General features: G+C 61.3%; 12 protein-coding genes. 7 read left to right on the top strand and 5 right to left on the bottom strand.

Annotated features, from left to right (window positions below):
* Complete coding sequence (gene dkgB / locus ACCC96_RS08980) at positions 1-804, bottom strand: 2,5-didehydrogluconate reductase DkgB (protein WP_413695601.1); 804 nt, start codon at positions 802-804, stop codon at positions 1-3.
* Positions 805-1,047: 243 nt separating this feature from the next.
* Between dkgB and ACCC96_RS08975 the strand changes: the two genes are divergently transcribed.
* The 3 genes from ACCC96_RS08975 (at position 1,048) to ACCC96_RS08965 (ending at position 4,108) form a co-directional block, all read left to right on the top strand.
* Positions 1,048-1,914 carry a pirin family protein gene (locus ACCC96_RS08975; RefSeq protein WP_413695600.1) on the top strand — a complete coding sequence of 289 codons (867 nt, stop codon included), beginning with the start codon at positions 1,048-1,050 and terminating at the stop codon, positions 1,912-1,914.
* Between the two features lie 136 nt (positions 1,915-2,050).
* A complete protein-coding gene (locus tag ACCC96_RS08970; RefSeq protein WP_019648349.1) occupies positions 2,051-3,496 on the top strand; it encodes a mechanosensitive ion channel domain-containing protein in 1,446 nt (481 codons plus the stop codon).
* Positions 3,497-3,667: 171 nt separating this feature from the next.
* The gene (locus ACCC96_RS08965) at positions 3,668-4,108 is read left to right on the top strand and encodes a carboxymuconolactone decarboxylase family protein (protein ID WP_413695599.1); all 441 of its coding nucleotides are present in this window, start codon (positions 3,668-3,670) and stop codon (positions 4,106-4,108) included.
* 21 nt (positions 4,109-4,129) lie between these two features.
* Here ACCC96_RS08965 and ACCC96_RS08960 read toward each other — a convergent pair whose 3' ends face one another.
* Together ACCC96_RS08960 and ACCC96_RS08955 are read right to left on the bottom strand one after the other, a co-directional pair.
* Positions 4,130-5,713, bottom strand: coding sequence for a DHA2 family efflux MFS transporter permease subunit (locus tag ACCC96_RS08960; protein ID WP_413695598.1), 1,584 nt, complete (start codon positions 5,711-5,713; stop codon positions 4,130-4,132).
* The gene (locus ACCC96_RS08955; RefSeq protein ID WP_413695597.1) at positions 5,710-6,837 is read right to left on the bottom strand and encodes an HlyD family secretion protein; all 1,128 of its coding nucleotides are present in this window, start codon (positions 6,835-6,837) and stop codon (positions 5,710-5,712) included. Before ACCC96_RS08955 ends, ACCC96_RS08960 begins: the two co-directional genes overlap by 4 nt.
* A 197-nt stretch (positions 6,838-7,034) precedes the next feature.
* Between ACCC96_RS08955 and ACCC96_RS08950 the strand changes: the two genes are divergently transcribed.
* The 3 genes from ACCC96_RS08950 (at position 7,035) to ACCC96_RS08940 (ending at position 11,089) form a co-directional block, all read left to right on the top strand.
* Positions 7,035-7,535 (top strand): sigma-70 family RNA polymerase sigma factor, encoded by a 501-nt coding sequence (locus tag ACCC96_RS08950; RefSeq protein WP_413695596.1) that lies wholly within the window; start codon positions 7,035-7,037, stop codon positions 7,533-7,535.
* A 58-nt stretch (positions 7,536-7,593) separates the two neighbouring features.
* Positions 7,594-8,568, top strand: a complete 975-nt coding sequence (locus tag ACCC96_RS08945) for a FecR family protein (RefSeq protein ID WP_413695595.1) — start codon at positions 7,594-7,596, stop codon at positions 8,566-8,568.
* Between the two features lie 97 nt (positions 8,569-8,665).
* On the top strand, positions 8,666-11,089 hold the full coding sequence (locus tag ACCC96_RS08940) for a TonB-dependent siderophore receptor (RefSeq protein WP_413695594.1): 2,424 nt from the start codon (positions 8,666-8,668) through the stop codon (positions 11,087-11,089).
* A 91-nt stretch (positions 11,090-11,180) separates the two neighbouring features.
* Here the strand turns inward: ACCC96_RS08940 and ACCC96_RS08935 are convergent, their stop codons facing one another.
* Positions 11,181-12,332 carry an MFS transporter gene (locus tag ACCC96_RS08935; protein WP_413695593.1) on the bottom strand — a complete coding sequence of 384 codons (1,152 nt, stop codon included), beginning with the start codon at positions 12,330-12,332 and terminating at the stop codon, positions 11,181-11,183.
* A 169-nt stretch (positions 12,333-12,501) separates the two neighbouring features.
* On the opposite strand from ACCC96_RS08935, the gene ACCC96_RS08930 reads away from it, so the two are divergent.
* The gene (locus ACCC96_RS08930; RefSeq protein WP_413695592.1) at positions 12,502-13,494 is read left to right on the top strand and encodes a diaminopimelate epimerase; all 993 of its coding nucleotides are present in this window, start codon (positions 12,502-12,504) and stop codon (positions 13,492-13,494) included.
* Positions 13,495-13,551: 57 nt separating this feature from the next.
* Here ACCC96_RS08930 and codA read toward each other — a convergent pair whose 3' ends face one another.
* Entirely contained in the window at positions 13,552-14,796 is a 1,245-nt protein-coding gene (gene codA, locus ACCC96_RS08925) for a cytosine deaminase (protein WP_413695591.1), read from the bottom strand.
* Between the last annotated feature and the right edge of the window lie 9 nt (positions 14,797-14,805).

Here is a 14,805-nt window from a genome sequence, read left to right as displayed (position 1 = left end):
TCAATCCCACTGCGGCGCAATGCCGTTGGGGCTGGTCAGCCGCTGGCCGCGATCCAGGCCCGCGATCAGCGCCATGTCGGCGTCGTTCAGGGTCAGGGTGCAGGCGTGCAAATTGCTTTGCAGGTTGGTGCGTTTGGTGGAAGAGGGGATCACCGCGTACCCCAGTTGCATGGCCCAGGCCAGGGTGACTTGGGCCGGTGTCGCCTGCAGGCGATCGGCGATCTGCTGGATGAGCGGATCTTTCAGCACTTCGCCATAGGCCAGGGTCATGTAAGAGGTGATCTGGATGCCCTGGCTTTGCGCAAATTCGACGACCTTGCGGTTTTGCAGGTACGGGTGCAGCTCGATCTGGTTGGTGGCGATGTTCTCGGCACCGACCGCAGCGATGGCTTGCTTCATCAGGTCGACCGTGAAGTTGGACACGCCGATCCGACGGGTCAGGCCCAGTCGTTTGGCTTCGAGCAGCGCCCCCATGAATTCTTCGACCGGCACCTGGTCTTCCGGCGACGGCCAGTGGATCAGCGTCAGGTCCAGATAGTCGGTTTGCAGCTTATCCAGGCTCTCTTTGAGGCTGTCGATCAACCGGTCTTTGGCAAAATTGGCGACCCAGATTTTGCTGGTGATGAACAACTCTTCACGGGCAATGCCGCTGGCGACGATGGCCTGGCCGACCTCGGCTTCGTTTTCGTAGATTTGCGCGGTGTCGATGACCCGGTAACCCAGCTCAAGACCGGTGCTTACCGAATCGATGACCACTTGGCCTTGCAGGCGAAACGTACCAAGACCGAATGCGGGAATAGACATCAATGACTCCAGGGGTTGCAGTGGGAATGGGCGGGAGTATCCCCGGCTGCACCCTTGAGAAAAACCGCTGGTTTGGCAAAGCACTGTTTACCGCAAGTCATGAATGGGCTGTTGGAAGATCAAAAAATCTTCCTCCATCGTTCTCCAGATAGAACGATGAGGCTGATTTTTGCAGTCTAGTGCGCCAAAGGTCATGGTTTTAAGCTTTATCCATCGCGTCACACAACAGATTCAGAGGCCAAGATGAAAAACATCATCGGTATCTACACCAGTCCACGACCTCATTGGGTCGGCGACGGTTTTCCGGTTCGCACGCTGTTTTCCTACGACAACCTGGGCAAACACATCAGCCCGTTCTTGCTGCTGGATCACGCAGGTCCCGCCGAATTCACTCCGACCACCGAGCGTCGTGGCGTGGGTCAGCATCCGCACCGCGGGTTCGAGACCGTGACGATCGTCTACAAGGGCGAGCTGGAACACCGTGACTCCACTGGCAGCGGCGGCAAGATCGGCCCCGGCGATGTGCAATGGATGACCGCGGCCTCGGGGATCATTCATGAGGAGTTTCACTCCGAAGGTTTCGCCAAAACCGGCGGCACCCTGGAAATGGTACAGCTGTGGGTTAACTTGCCGGCCAGGGACAAGATGGCCGAGCCCGGTTACCAGACGATTCTCGACGGCGACATTGCGCGTATCCCGCTGGAAAACAATGCCGGCAGCCTGCGCTTGATTGCCGGTGAGTTCGACGGCCACAAAGGCCCGGCGCGGACCTTCACGCCGATCGACGTGTGGGATGTGCGCTTGAACGCCGGCAAGTTGCTGACCCTGGATCTGCATGAAGGACGCAACACCGCACTGGTGGTGCTGCGCGGTACGGTTCAGGTCAATGGTCAGGAACTGGTGCGTGACGGGCAGTTGGCGTTGTTCGAACGCAACGGTGATCAGCTCAGCCTCGAAGCCGACAACGATGCAGTCGTGCTGCTGCTCAGCGGCGAGCCGATCGACGAGCCCATCGTCGGCCACGGCCCGTTTGTAATGAACACCGAGCAGGAAATCCATCAGGCCTTCAGCGACTTCCAGTCGGGCCGGTTCGGCCGGATGAGCGGTTGAATACGACGCAGTAGTGGGTTGCTCTGCAACCTGGTATCTCCCACATCGGCTTTGTGGTGTTTTGCAGATCGCAGGCTTCGCCAGCTCCTACAATCTGTGAGATCTTCACGCCATTGGCCTTTGTTGGAGTTGCTTGATGCTGTCACTGCTCACCAATCACCCGTTGCTTAGCGCGCTGATCCTGATCCTGATCGATCTGGTGTTGTGGCGTTTGATCACGGCCAGCGGCAGCAACTGGAAACTGGCAGTGCGGCTGGTGATTTTCTCGCTGTTCAGCGTGCTGCTGTTCAACGAAGGCTTGAACCCCATGGCGCCGGCGCCCTGGGCCGATAATGTGCCGTTGCACCTGGCGGCAACCGGTTTGCAGATCGGTTGGTGGCTGTACGCGGCGCGCACCCTGACGGTGTTGCTCGGTGCGGTGATGATGCAACGGGTCGGGCACACCGGGCGCTTGTTGCAGGACCTGCTCGGCGCGGTGATTTTCCTGATCGCGGTCATCGCCGCACTGGCATACGTGCTCGAGTTGCCGGTCAAGGGCGTGCTGGCGACGTCCGGTGCGTTGGCGATCGTCGTCGGCCTGGCCTTGCAAAGTACCCTCAGCGACGTGTTCTCCGGGATCGTCCTGAACACCACCAAACCCTATCAACTGGATGACTGGATCTCCATCGATGGCACCGAAGGCCGGGTCACCGACATTGACTGGCGCGCCACGCGCCTGCAAACCGCGCAAGGCAGCATGGCGGTGATTCCCAACTCCCTGGCGGCCAAGGCCAAGATCGTCAACTTCAGCCGCCCAAGCGACATTTTCGGTGTCTCGATCAGCCTGCAAGTGAGCCCCCATGCTCGTCCGCAAAAAGTGGTCGATGCATTGGAGCGGGCCATGCAGGGGTGCCGTTTTCTGTTGAGCAAACCAGCGCCGAACGTGGCGTTGAAAAGCTCCGGCAGCACTGGCGTGGAATACGAAATCAGCGGTTTCGTGGTGTCCATGGATCAGAAACGCATGGTGCGTAATCAGTTGTTCGACCTGGCGTTCCGGCATTTGCAGGCATCCGGTATCAGCCTGTTGTCGAGCGTCGAGCCTAACGCGCCTGCTGCCTTGTCTCGGCCGCGGGCGCTGCTGGACAGCTCGAACATTTTCTCGACTCTGCGTCAGGAAGAGAAAGAAACCTTCAGCCAGAACATGACGCTACAAACCTTCCGCGCCGGCGAAATGATCCTGCCGGCGGGGGAGGTCAGCGATCACCTGTTCATCATCGAGTCCGGCGTGGTGTCGGTAGCCCTGAACCGCGGTGGCACCAAGTTCGAAGCCGCGCGCATGGGGCCGGGAGAGGTGATTGGCGAGGCCGGGGTTCTTTCCGATGAATCGGCGCTCGCCGACTTTACGGCCAAGACCTTTTGCACGCTTTATCGCATCGAGAAGGAATACCTCAAGCCTTGCCTCGATGCTCGTCATGACATCAATGAGGCGATGAAAGCCTTGCTGGATTTCCGTATGCATACGGCTCAGACGCTGATGCAGGAAACACCCAAGGTGGTGGCGAAGAAGGGGTTTTTGCAGTGGTTGCGCAGCCGTAGCCACTGATAGGTTGATTGCCTGTACCGACGCCTTCGCGAGCCTGTTCGCGAAGGCGTCGGTACCATCACTGAAGTCTTCTGGTCTATTGGCATCCTCAACTTCCCAATAATTGGCTATTTGTTCAACCGCAGGTCCGCATTAACGTAGCGCCAACACCCATTGTGATTGGAGCTCGCCATGCAAACCCGTATCGATTTCTACACCGCCTCCCCAGACGCCCTCAAGGCCATGATGGCCCTGGAAACCGCGGTCTCGAAACTACCGCTGGAAAAGTCGCTGATCGAACTGGTCAAGCTGCGCGCGTCGCAGATCAACGGTTGTGCCTTCTGCATCGACATGCACACTGCCGATGCCATCAAGGACGGGGAAACGCCACGTCGGCTGTTCGCCGTGACAGCCTGGCGCGAGGCGCCGTTCTTCACCAATCGTGAGCGCGCCGCACTGGCCTGGACCGAGTCCATGACCCAAGTGAGCCTGACCCACGCGCCGGACGAAGACTATGCGCTACTCAGCGCCGAGTTCAGCCCCAAGGAAATGGTCGACCTGACCGTGGCGATTTCCACCATCAACAGCTGGAACCGCCTGGCCGTGGGTTTCCGCAAGATGCCTCAGGCCTGATTTTTTGAAGTGCCGCCAGGCTCAATGAGCATCGGCACTCGGCGCGGCTGGTGGTTGCACCTTGCGCATCAAGGGCACCATCGCCGTGGCGAGAATGAAGCAGACCATGATCATCAAAAAGGCGTCACCGTAAGTTTGCGTCTGCGCTTCGCGGTAGGTCAGCAGCCACAGTTGATGCAGGCTGGCGGTGACGCCGATGTCACCGCTCTGGCCGAGGGCGGCGAAGTTGTGGCCGACCTGGGACAGCCACTGATTCAGAGCTTCGTTGGTGCTGTTGAGGTTCTCCGCCAGCCGGGTGAAGTGCAGGTTGGTGCGGTCATTGAGAATCGTCGCGCACGCGGCGATCCCCATTGCGCCGCCGAGGTTACGCATCAGGTTGAATAATCCCGAAGCATGTTTGAGCCGCGCCGGTGCCAACCCGCCAAGGGTCAGGGTCACCGCCGGCGGCACCGCCAGTTGCTGCGCGATCCCGCGCAAGGCTTGCGGCAGAATCAATTCTCTAGCCCCCCAGTCATGGGTGATCGGGCTGAAATCCCACATCGACAGGGCGAACAGCCCAAGGCCGGTCATCATGATCCAGCGCAGGTCGATGCGATTGGCCAGAAAGGCGTACAGCGGAATCGCCATAATCTGGAACACCCCGGTGGAAAAAACCGCCAGGCCAATGTCCAGCGCGCTGTAGCCGCGCACCCGGCCGAGAAACAGCGGCGTCAGGTAAATCGTCGCGAACAGGCCGATCCCGGTGACGAACGAAAAGAAACAACCGAGGGCGAAGTTGCGGTCCTTCAAGGCGCGCAGATCGACGATCGGGTTGGCCACGTGCAAGGTTCGACCAATGAAGGCCAATCCGGCCAGGCCGCTGATCCAAGCGGTGGTCAGAATCGTGCTGTCGCTGAACCAGTTCCAGCGTGGACCTTCTTCGAGGGTGTATTCCAGGCAGCCGAGAAACCCCGCCATGAACAGCATGCTCAGGTAGTCGGCGCCCTTGAGCAGCGACAATTCCGGCTGGTCGATTTTCACCAGCATCGGCACTGCCACCGCGACGAAAATCCCCGGCACCAGGTTGATGTAGAACAGCCAGTGCCAGGACGAAATGTCAGTGATCCAGCCACCGATTACCGGCCCCAGCGTCGGCGCCAGCGAGGCCACTGCGCCGATGGTTGCGGCGGCGATCACCCGTTGCTTGCCGGTGAAGAAAAAGAAGGCGGTGGTGAACACCAGCGGAATCATCGAGCCACCGAGAAACCCTTGCAGGGCGCGGAAGGCGATCATGCTCTGGATGTTCCAGGCCACGCCGCAGAGCAGGCTGGCCAGAGTGAAGCCAATCGCCGAAGCGCAGAACAGCCAACGGGTCGAGAACACCCGGGACAACCAGCCCGACAGCGGGATCACGATGATTTCGGCGATCAGGTAACTGGTCTGCACCCAGGCGGTTTCGTCGGTGCCGGCCGAGAGCCCGCCGCCGATGTCACGCAGCGACGCCGAGACGATCTGGATATCCAGCAGCGCAATGAACATGCCGATGCACATCGTGGCGAAGGCGAACACCTTGGTCGCCGTCGCCATGTTGGCGGCGTTGAACGGTTGCGCGGGGGCGCGGCTCATGGCGCGCGGGCCACGGTTGGGGTTTGCGCTTCAGGCTCGGCGCGGGTGTCCACTTCGGCCGTCACCGACAGGCCTGGACGCAGATGACCGAGTACGCCATCCGCCGGGTCGAGCAGGATCCGCACCGGCACCCGCTGGACGATTTTGGTGAAGTTACCGGTGGCGTTTTCCGGTGGCAGCACGCTGAACTGCGAACCGCTGGCCGGCGCCAGGCTGTCCAGATGCCCGTGGAACTCACGCCCCTTGAGCACGTCGGCATGCACGATCACACGTTGGCCCGGCGTCATCCGCGCTAGCTGATCCTCCTTGAAATTGGCATCGACCCACAATCCGCTGGCCGGCACCAACGACAACAGTTGCGAACCGGCCTGGGCATAAGCACCGACCCGCGCCCGACGATTGCCGATCACACCATCGACGGGGGCTTTCAACTCGGTGTAGCCGACGTTCAACTGCGCCAGATCACGCTCGGCCCGCGCCTGTATCAACGCCGCGCGGGCTTGTTGTTTCTGGGTTTCGATCACGTTCAACTGGCGTTGCGCGGCCAGCAATTCGGCCTGGGCCCGGGCACTTTGTGCCTGGGCCGTCTTGAAGGTGGCATCGGCCCGTTGTGCGCTTTCCACCGAGACGGCATTGCTGCCCACCAGGCGTTTGTAGCGTGCATTGTCGTCCCGCGAGCGCGCGGTTTCGGCGCCCGCGGCATCGATGCCGGCGCGGGCCTGGCCGATCACCGCGTATTGCAGTTGTTCGGTGGCGTCGAGGTTGGCGAGCAGCGCTTCTTCAGCGGCCACCGCGCCTTCAGCCTTGGCCAGGTTGGCGCGATAGTCACGGGCGTCGATCCGGATCAGCACATCGCCGGCCTTGACCCTCTGGTTGTCGGTCACCAGCACTTCTTCGATATAGCCGGCAACCTTCGGGCCGATTACCGTGACGTCGCCACCAATGTAGGCATCGTCGGTTTCTTCGATGAAGCGCCCGGCAGTCCACCAATGGCTCGCGTACAGCCCGATAAACACCAGGGCTGCGATGGCCGCCGTCAGCAATACCAGCCGTTTCAGCAGGGGAGGCTTGGGTGGGTTCACTGCGACAGCAAGGTCGGGTTCAAGGCTGGGCATGCTGGTCATGGACAAATACCTGTGGGAAACGGCGCTTTATTACAAGTGTAATATGATGCAAGTAATATTTTGTGGCAATGGATTTTTGCTACCGGTCGTCTGGCACTTCCACGAACCAATCTGGGGAGTCGATGTGGGGGAGGAATGATTTGCCGACATTAATAGGAAGCATTACTATTCGCACCTCCTCCCCACAGCACGCCGCAATGACCCCCAAGCTGCCCCGCAGACCCGGCTTTTTCGAGTATTACGAAGAGTTGATCGGCACCTGGACCCGTCGCCTGAGAAATCGTCAGCAGGCCGAGGACCTGGCCCATGACACCTTCGTGCGGGTGCTCGAGTCCGATTCGGCGGCGGTGCAGCAACCTCGGGCGTATTTGCACCAGACCGCGCGCAACATCGCGGTGGACGGTTATCGGCGTGAGGATCGGCGGGGCGCCATGGAGTCGGAGGCGATCGATCACAGTGTGTCGTCGTCCGGCGACCCGGAGCATTTCATGCACGCGATCCAGTTGGCGGATTCCATCGAGCGGGCGCTCGCCGAGTTGCCGCTCAACTGCCGCAAGGTGTTCGTCTGGCAGAAGATCGAAGGCCTGACCCAGGCCGAAATCGCCGAACGCCTGGGGCTGTCCAGGAACATGGTGGAAAAGTATATGATCCGCACCCTGCGGCATCTGCGTGATCGTCTGGACGGGTCACAACCATGATGTTGCGTTGTCCCGAACAGATCGCCGGCTTCTCGTCCCCAGCCAAGCAGGACTTTCCATGATGGATACTCGTGATTGTGCGTGCGGGCAAACAACGGTTCGCGACGACGCGGCGCGGTGGTTTGTGCGTTTGCAGGAACCTGCCGTCAGCGCTGAAGAACAGCGCAGCTTTGAGAGCTGGCTGGACGAACACCCTCAGCATCGCAACGAATATCAGATACTCCAGGACCTGTGGGTGGCGGCCGATCGGTTGCCGGCCAAGCGTCTGCACGCCTTGTGTGAAACTCCGGCGGCGCGCAGTAAACGTCGTCCGCTGGTGCGTTACGCGGTGGCCGCCAGCGTGTTGGCGGTGGCGCTCGGCCTGGGGCTGTTCAGCGGCTTGAACCCTCCGGCGACCTACACGGCTGAATATTCCACGGCCCTTGGCGTACGTCGTCATGTGGCGCTGCCGGACGGTTCGGTGATTGATCTGAACAGCCGCAGCCGGGTGCAGGTGCGCTATGAAAAGGACCGTCGCGGCATCGAGTTGATGCAAGGCGAGGTGATGTTCAGCGTCGAGCACGACAGCAGTCGACCGTTCGTGGTCGAGGCGGGCAGCGGCAAGGTCACGGTCACCGGCACCCGGTTCGATGTGCGCCGCGACAGCGCCGAAACCCGGGTCGCGGTGGAGCAGGGCACGGTCAGGGTTCAAGGGAGCGGCGACGATTTCGTCAGCCTTACCGCCGGCTTCGGCACTCGCATCAATGCCCAGGGCAAAGTGACCGCTGCTTATGCGGTCAATCCTGCGGAGCTGACCGCATGGCGCAGCGGCAAACTGGTGTTCAACAACGCCAGCCTCAGCGAAGTGGCCGAAGAAGTGTCGCGTTATCGGGAGAAACCGCTGACAGTCGGCAGCGCCAACGTAGGCAACCTGCGCCTGACCAGCGTGTTCAAATCCGACAACACCGACGCGCTGCTCAAGGCCTTGCCGAGCATTCTGCCGGTGGCCATCCGTACCCTCGATGACGGCAGCCAGGAAATAATTTCCCGATAGATTCAGGTTTTTTTCGAGTTCTTCGTCTTCTTGTCCAACTGCAACTAGTTTGCATTAACAGACGCACACTCTTGCGATCCACAGGACAACGTTCGACGTGAAGAAAACCACCGCTAAGAATAACCAACCATCCTGGCTGCCCCTCGCTCTCGCCCTGGCGGTCAGCTCGGCGCTGCCCCAGGCGTTTGCTGCCGATGCCATTCATATTCAGGCGCAGCCACTGGGCCGGGCCTTGAGTCAGTTGGGCCAGCAAACCTCGCTGCAGGTTTTTTTCAGCCCGGAACTGGTGGCCGGCAAACAGGCTCCGGCAGTCGATGGCAACCTCTCGCCGGAACAGGCCTTGCGCCAATTGCTGCAAGGCAGTGGTCTGCAATACCAGATCGATGAAGGTTCGGTCACGCTGATGCCGGCCCCGACTTCCGCCTCAAATGGCCCGCTGGAATTGGGCGTGACCGACATCAAGGTTGTTGGTGACTGGCTCGGCGATGCCAATGCCGCTGTGGTGCAAAACCATCCCGGCGCGCGCACGGTGATCCGCCGTGAAGCGATGGTCGAGCAGGGCGCGATGAACGTCGGCGACGTATTGCGGCGTGTACCCGGCGTGCAAGTGCAGGACGCCAACGGCACCGGCGGCAGCGACATTTCCCTGAACGTCGGTGTGCGCGGCCTGACCTCGCGCCTGTCGCCACGCTCCACCGTGCTGATCGACGGCGTGCCGGCTGCCTTCGCCCCTTACGGCCAGCCACAGCTGTCGATGGCGCCGATTTCCTCCGGCAACCTCGACAGCATCGACGTGGTGCGTGGCGCCGGTTCCGTGCGTTATGGGCCACAGAACGTCGGTGGCGTGATCAACTTCGTCACCCGCGCGATCCCGGAGAAAGCCACCGGTGAAATCGGCACCACCCTGGAAACCACCCAGCGCGGTGGCTGGAAACACATCGACACCGCGTTTCTCGGCGGCACCGCCGATAACGGCTTGGGCGTGGCGCTGTTGTATTCCGGGGTGAACGGCAACGGTTATCGCAAAAGCAACAACGGCAATGACATCGACGACGTGATCCTCAAGACCCACTGGGCGCCCACCGATCAGGACGATTTCAGCCTCAACTTCCATTACTACGACGCCAGCGCCGACATGCCCGGCGGCCTGACGCAGAAGCAGTACGACGCCGATCCGTTCCAGTCCGACCGCGACCATGACAACTTCAGCGGCCGCCGCAAGGACGTGTCGTTCAAGTGGGCGCGGCAGATCGACGACCGTACCCAGGCCGAAGTGCTGACCTACTATTCCGACAGCTTCCGTGGCAGCACCATCGCCGCGCGCGACCAGAAAACCCTCAGCTCTTATCCACGCACTTACTACACCTTCGGCATCGAACCGCGAGTGTCCCATGTGTTCGACCTGGGCCCGACCACGCAGGAAGCCAGCGTCGGTTATCGCTACCTGAAAGAAGGCATGCACGAAGAGTCGAGCCGTCTGGCGCTGGTGAACAATCAGCCGGTGGTCAGCAAAACGTCCGATGGCCATGTGTTCCAGGACCGCACCGGCGGCACCGAAGCCCACGCCGTTTACATCGATGACAAGATCGACGTCGGCAACTGGACCGTGACCCCCGGCATCCGTTTTGAAAGCATCAGCACCGAATGGCACGACAGGCCGGTTCTCGACACCGCTGGCAAACGCGTGCAGGAAAAACGCCGCAGCATCGACAGCAACGAACCGCTGCCGGCCTTGAGCGTGATGTATCACCTGTCTGACGCCTGGAAACTGTTCGCCAACTACGAAACCTCGTTCGGCAGCCTGCAATATTTCCAGCTCGGCCAGGGTGGTTCGGGTGACAACACCGCCAACGGCTTGAGCCCGGAAAAGGCCAAGACCTACGAGATCGGTACGCGCTACAACGATGACGTGTGGGGCGGGGAAGTGACGCTGTTCTACATCGACTTCGATGATGAACTGCAATACATCAGCAACGACGTGGGCTGGACCAACCTCGGCGCGACCAAGCACCAGGGCCTTGAAGCGTCGGTGCATTACGACCTGTCGGCGCTCAACCCGATGCTCGATGGCCTGACCGCCAACGCCGGTTTCACCTACACCCGCGCCACGTATGAAGGCGAGATCCCGGGCTTCAAGGGCCGTGATCTGCCGTTCTACTCGCGTCAGGTGGCCACCGCCGGGCTGCGTTACGACATCAACCGCTGGACCTACAACTTCGATGCCTTTGCCCAGTCCAGGCAGCGTTCACCGGGGACCGGAGTGAATGCCGATGGCAGCTTCAGCGGCAACTACATCACCGAAGGTTCCGCAGACGGGCAGTACGGTGACATTCCGGGTTACGTGACCTGGAACGTGCGCGGTGGTTATGACTTCGGCTCGCAGTTGTCGAACCTGAAAGTCGGCGCCGGGGTGAAAAACATCTTCGACAAGCAGTATTTCACCCGTTCCAGCGACAACAACTCGGGGATGTACGTCGGCGCACCACGCACGTTCTTTGTGCAGGCCAGCGTCGGCTTTTAACGACTGAAGATCAAAAGATCGCAGCCTGCGGCAGCTCCTACGCGGAACATGCGTTTCCCCTGGAGCTGCCGCAGGCTGCGATCTTTTCGCTTTAAACCTTCAACACCTTCCCGCCAATGGCCACGGCCACCAGCAACATCGCCATTAACCCAAAGGCAAAACTCAAACTGCTGCCATGGGCGATAAAGCCGATCACTGCAGGCCCGGCGAGAATCCCGGCATAGCCCAACGTGGTAATGGCCGGCACGGCAATGCTTTCGGGCATGACGGTCTGTTTGCCGACGGCGGTGTACAACACTGGCACAATGTTCGAGCAGCCAGCCCCCAGCAACGCATAACCCACCAGCGCCGCTTGCCACGCTGGTGCGAATGTCGCCAGCGCCAGGCCCGTCGCGGCCGTCAGCCCACCGAACACAATCACTCGCGTATAACCAAGACGTCGGACAATCCTGTCGCCGGTCAAGCGCCCGAGCGTCATGGTCAGCGCAAATGCCGCATAACCCAGCCCGGCATACGCGGTGTCGATCCCGCGTTCCTGCGTCAGGAACACCGCGCTCCAGTCGAGCGCCGCACCTTCGGCCAGGAACACGATGAAGCACATCCCGCCGATAAACAGCACGATGCCATGGGGCACGGCAAATGCCGGGCCGGAGCTTTCACTGCCGTAAGGCAGCAGGTGCGGCGCGGCTTTAAGCAATGCCAGCACTAGAATCACGATCACCACCAACATCGCCCCCAGCGGTGAAAAGCCCAAACCGAGCAGGGCGCTGACACCCGCCGCGCCAACGATCCCGCCGAGGCTGAACAGCCCATGAAAACCCGACATCATGGTCTTGCCGCTGGCCCGCTCGACGATCACCGCTTGCAGGTTCACCGTCGAATCCACCGTGCCCAGGCCGGCGCCGAACATGAACAACGCCGCGATCAATGCCGGAATCGAAGACACCGTCGCCAACAGCGGCAGCGCCGCGCAGATCAACAAGGTGCCGCCGCTCAACACCCGACGGCAGCCGAAACGCGTCGCCAGAATCCCGGCCATGGGCATCGCCAGAATCGAACCCACCCCCAGACACAACAGCAACAGCCCGAGGGTGCCTTCATCCAGCCCGGCCCGCGCCTTGGCGTAAGGCACCAGCGGCGCCCAGGCCGCGATGCCGAAACCGGCGATGAAGAAGGCGATGCGCGTGGACATCTGTTCCAGGCGTCCGGGGACGAAGGCGGCTTGGGTGTTGAGGCTGGTCATATCGATCCTTGGCAAAAAACGTCGCGTCCCCAAAGGACAGTGAACAACCGCAAAGGGTTCGATCACCACGTTCAGGTGGGGGCAGCAGTCAGGCAGGGTGACATCCTTGCACAGCCAGCCGCTGTTTCGCGATATTGTCGACGCATCAATTGTTCATAGGGGGGGCGCCATGACGCGGATGTACGATGCTCGAGGCAATATCTACGTGGTCGTGGCGCCTGACGCCCTGCGCCGCAGCGGTATCGACCTGCCTGAACAGGCCAGCCAGGCGGCGCAAACCCGTGAGGCCTGGGCGTTGTCGGCCATCGAGGCATTCTGCGGCTGGGCTCCCGGGACACAACCGCCCGGCAGCAAGGCGCATCGTTGCGATGGCTTGCTGGTGGGGCCGTTTCAATCTTCGCCGCCGTTTGACCTGCTGATCGTCAACACCGACGGCAGCCTGGCCGAGCGCAGTGGCAATGGCCTGACGATTTTTTCCCAAGCCCTGAGTGAACAAGGGCTGATGCCGAGGGAGGAGGCTTGCTTGCTCAGGGTTCATCACGACAAGCGCGATGCGCTCTCGCCAGTGGCGACTTCGGTGAAACCCGCCGAAATCGATGGCGTGCAAGGGTTCTGGCTGGACTTGGGGCAGCCTTCGTTCGGGCCTGAAGCGGTGGGTGCGCAAGGGGTCGAAACCGTGGTGTTGAACGGGCGTGATGTCAGTCACGTGCGGCCGTTGTCGACGCTCGACCCTGCCTGGAACCGCAGCCAGTTCGTGCGCATCGGTAATCCCCATTGTGTGACGTTAGTGACAGGCACCGATGCCTTGCCGAGCAACGCGCAAATGCGTGAGCCGGAGTTGTCTGGAGGGTTGACCCGCATCGCTTACGCCACGCCAGCCGGGGCAGGGCAGCCGTGTGCGGCCGGGGTGAACCTGCAATGGGCGATGCTTGAGTCCGAAGGGCGAATCGTTGCGCGGGTGTTCGAGCGTGGCGAAGGGCCGACCGCGTCGTCGGGCACCAGCGCCAGTGCGGTGGCGTGCGCGGCGTGGCGAGTGGGTTGGGTGGCGGCCGGGGAAGTGAAGGTGGTCATGCCCGGCGGCACGGCACCGATTCTGCTGGAAGAACGGGAGGGCGAATTGAGTCGGGTCAGGTTGTTTGGGACGGCGCGGTTGATGGGGTGATTTTGAGACCGTCATCGCGAGCCTGCTCGCGATGACGCCCAAACGGTCAGCGAAGATTCAGAGCCGATCCGCCCACTCAACCACCGGCATCTGCCGCTTCATCAACACCTTGCCCCCGCGAATCGAATACAGCGGCAGACCCTGGCTGCGGATCACCTCGTAATCGCTGTCCGCCGACAGAATCAGCAGATTCGCCGGCCGGCCCCGTTCCAGACCATAGCGATCGCCCAGGTTCATCGCCTTGGCACTGTTGTCCGTGACCAGGTCCAGCGCACTCTGCAAATTGCGATAACCGAGCATGTGGCAGATGTGCAAACCGGCCTCGAGCACCCGCAGGATGTTGCCATTGCCCAGTGGATACCACGGGTCGACGATCGAGTCCTGACCGAAACACACGTTCATCCCCGCTTCGAGCAACTCATTCACGCGAGTCACGCCACGGCGTTTCGGGAAGTTGTCGAAGCGGCCTTGCAGGTGAATGCTTTCGGTGGGGCAGGAGACAAAACTGATCCCCGAATGCCCGAGCAAGCGAAACAGTTTCGCGCAGTAAGCGTTGTCGTAGGAGCCCATCGCCGTGGTGTGGCTGGCGGTGACGCGCGAACCCATGTCGCGGCTGCGGGCCTCTTCGGCCAGCACTTCAAGGAAGCGTGAGTGCGGGTCGTCGGTTTCGTCGCAATGCACGTCCACCAGACAGCCCGTGCGTTCGGCCAGGTCCATCAGGAACTTCACCGAGCTCACGCCCTGGTCCCGGGTGTATTCGAAATGCGGAATGCCCCCGACCACATCGGCACCCAGGCGGATCGCTTCTTCCATCAGCTCGCGCCCGTTGCGGTACGACTCGATGCCTTCCTGGGGGAATGCGACGATTTGCAGGTCGATCAGGTGGCGGCTTTCCTCGCGGACTTCGAGCATCGCCTTGAGCGCGATCAGTTCCGGGTCGGTGACATCGACGTGGGTGCGCACGTGCTGAATGCCGTGGGCGGCGAGGGTCTGGATGGTTTTTTTGGCGCGGGTCTTGGTGTCTTCCTGAGTGATGGTGGCCTTGCGCTCGCCCCAACACTCGATGCCTTCGAACAGCGTGCCGCTCATGTTCCAGCGCGGCTCGCCGGCAGTCAGGGTGGCGTCGAGGTGAATGTGTGGTTCGACGAAGGGCGGCACCACCAGATTACCGTCGGCGTCCAGGTCATCCGGCCCCAGTGACGGCGCTTCGGTTTGCCGGGCGATGCTGTGAATCAGGCCGTTTTCCAGGTGCAACTCATGCAGGCCTTCTTGGTTGCGCAGGCGGGCGTTGATGATGTGCATCAGGCGAGT

Source organism: Pseudomonas sp. Pseusp11 (assembly GCF_047304405.1).
Taxonomy (GTDB): Bacteria; Pseudomonadota; Gammaproteobacteria; order Pseudomonadales; family Pseudomonadaceae; genus Aquipseudomonas.
The sequence above is the reverse complement of the archived record's forward strand: the minus strand, read 5'-3'. Positions and strand labels throughout refer to the sequence as shown.

Bases quoted from the DNA above. Each gene is read 5' to 3' on its own strand.
- dkgB (WP_413695601.1), bottom strand. From the start codon at position 804: ATGTCTATTCCCGCATTCGGTCTTGGTACGTTTCGCCTGCAAGGCCAA.
- ACCC96_RS08975 (WP_413695600.1), top strand. From the start codon at position 1,048: ATGAAAAACATCATCGGTATCTACACCAGTCCACGACCTCATTGGGTC.
- ACCC96_RS08970 (WP_019648349.1), top strand. From the start codon at position 2,051: ATGCTGTCACTGCTCACCAATCACCCGTTGCTTAGCGCGCTGATCCTG.
- ACCC96_RS08965 (WP_413695599.1), top strand. From the start codon at position 3,668: ATGCAAACCCGTATCGATTTCTACACCGCCTCCCCAGACGCCCTCAAG.
- ACCC96_RS08960 (WP_413695598.1), bottom strand. From the start codon at position 5,713: ATGAGCCGCGCCCCCGCGCAACCGTTCAACGCCGCCAACATGGCGACG.
- ACCC96_RS08955 (WP_413695597.1), bottom strand. From the start codon at position 6,837: ATGACCAGCATGCCCAGCCTTGAACCCGACCTTGCTGTCGCAGTGAAC.
- ACCC96_RS08950 (WP_413695596.1), top strand. From the start codon at position 7,035: ATGACCCCCAAGCTGCCCCGCAGACCCGGCTTTTTCGAGTATTACGAA.
- ACCC96_RS08945 (WP_413695595.1), top strand. From the start codon at position 7,594: ATGATGGATACTCGTGATTGTGCGTGCGGGCAAACAACGGTTCGCGAC.
- ACCC96_RS08935 (WP_413695593.1), bottom strand. From the start codon at position 12,332: ATGACCAGCCTCAACACCCAAGCCGCCTTCGTCCCCGGACGCCTGGAA.
- ACCC96_RS08930 (WP_413695592.1), top strand. From the start codon at position 12,502: ATGACGCGGATGTACGATGCTCGAGGCAATATCTACGTGGTCGTGGCG.
- codA (WP_413695591.1), bottom strand. From the start codon at position 14,796: ATGCACATCATCAACGCCCGCCTGCGCAACCAAGAAGGCCTGCATGAG.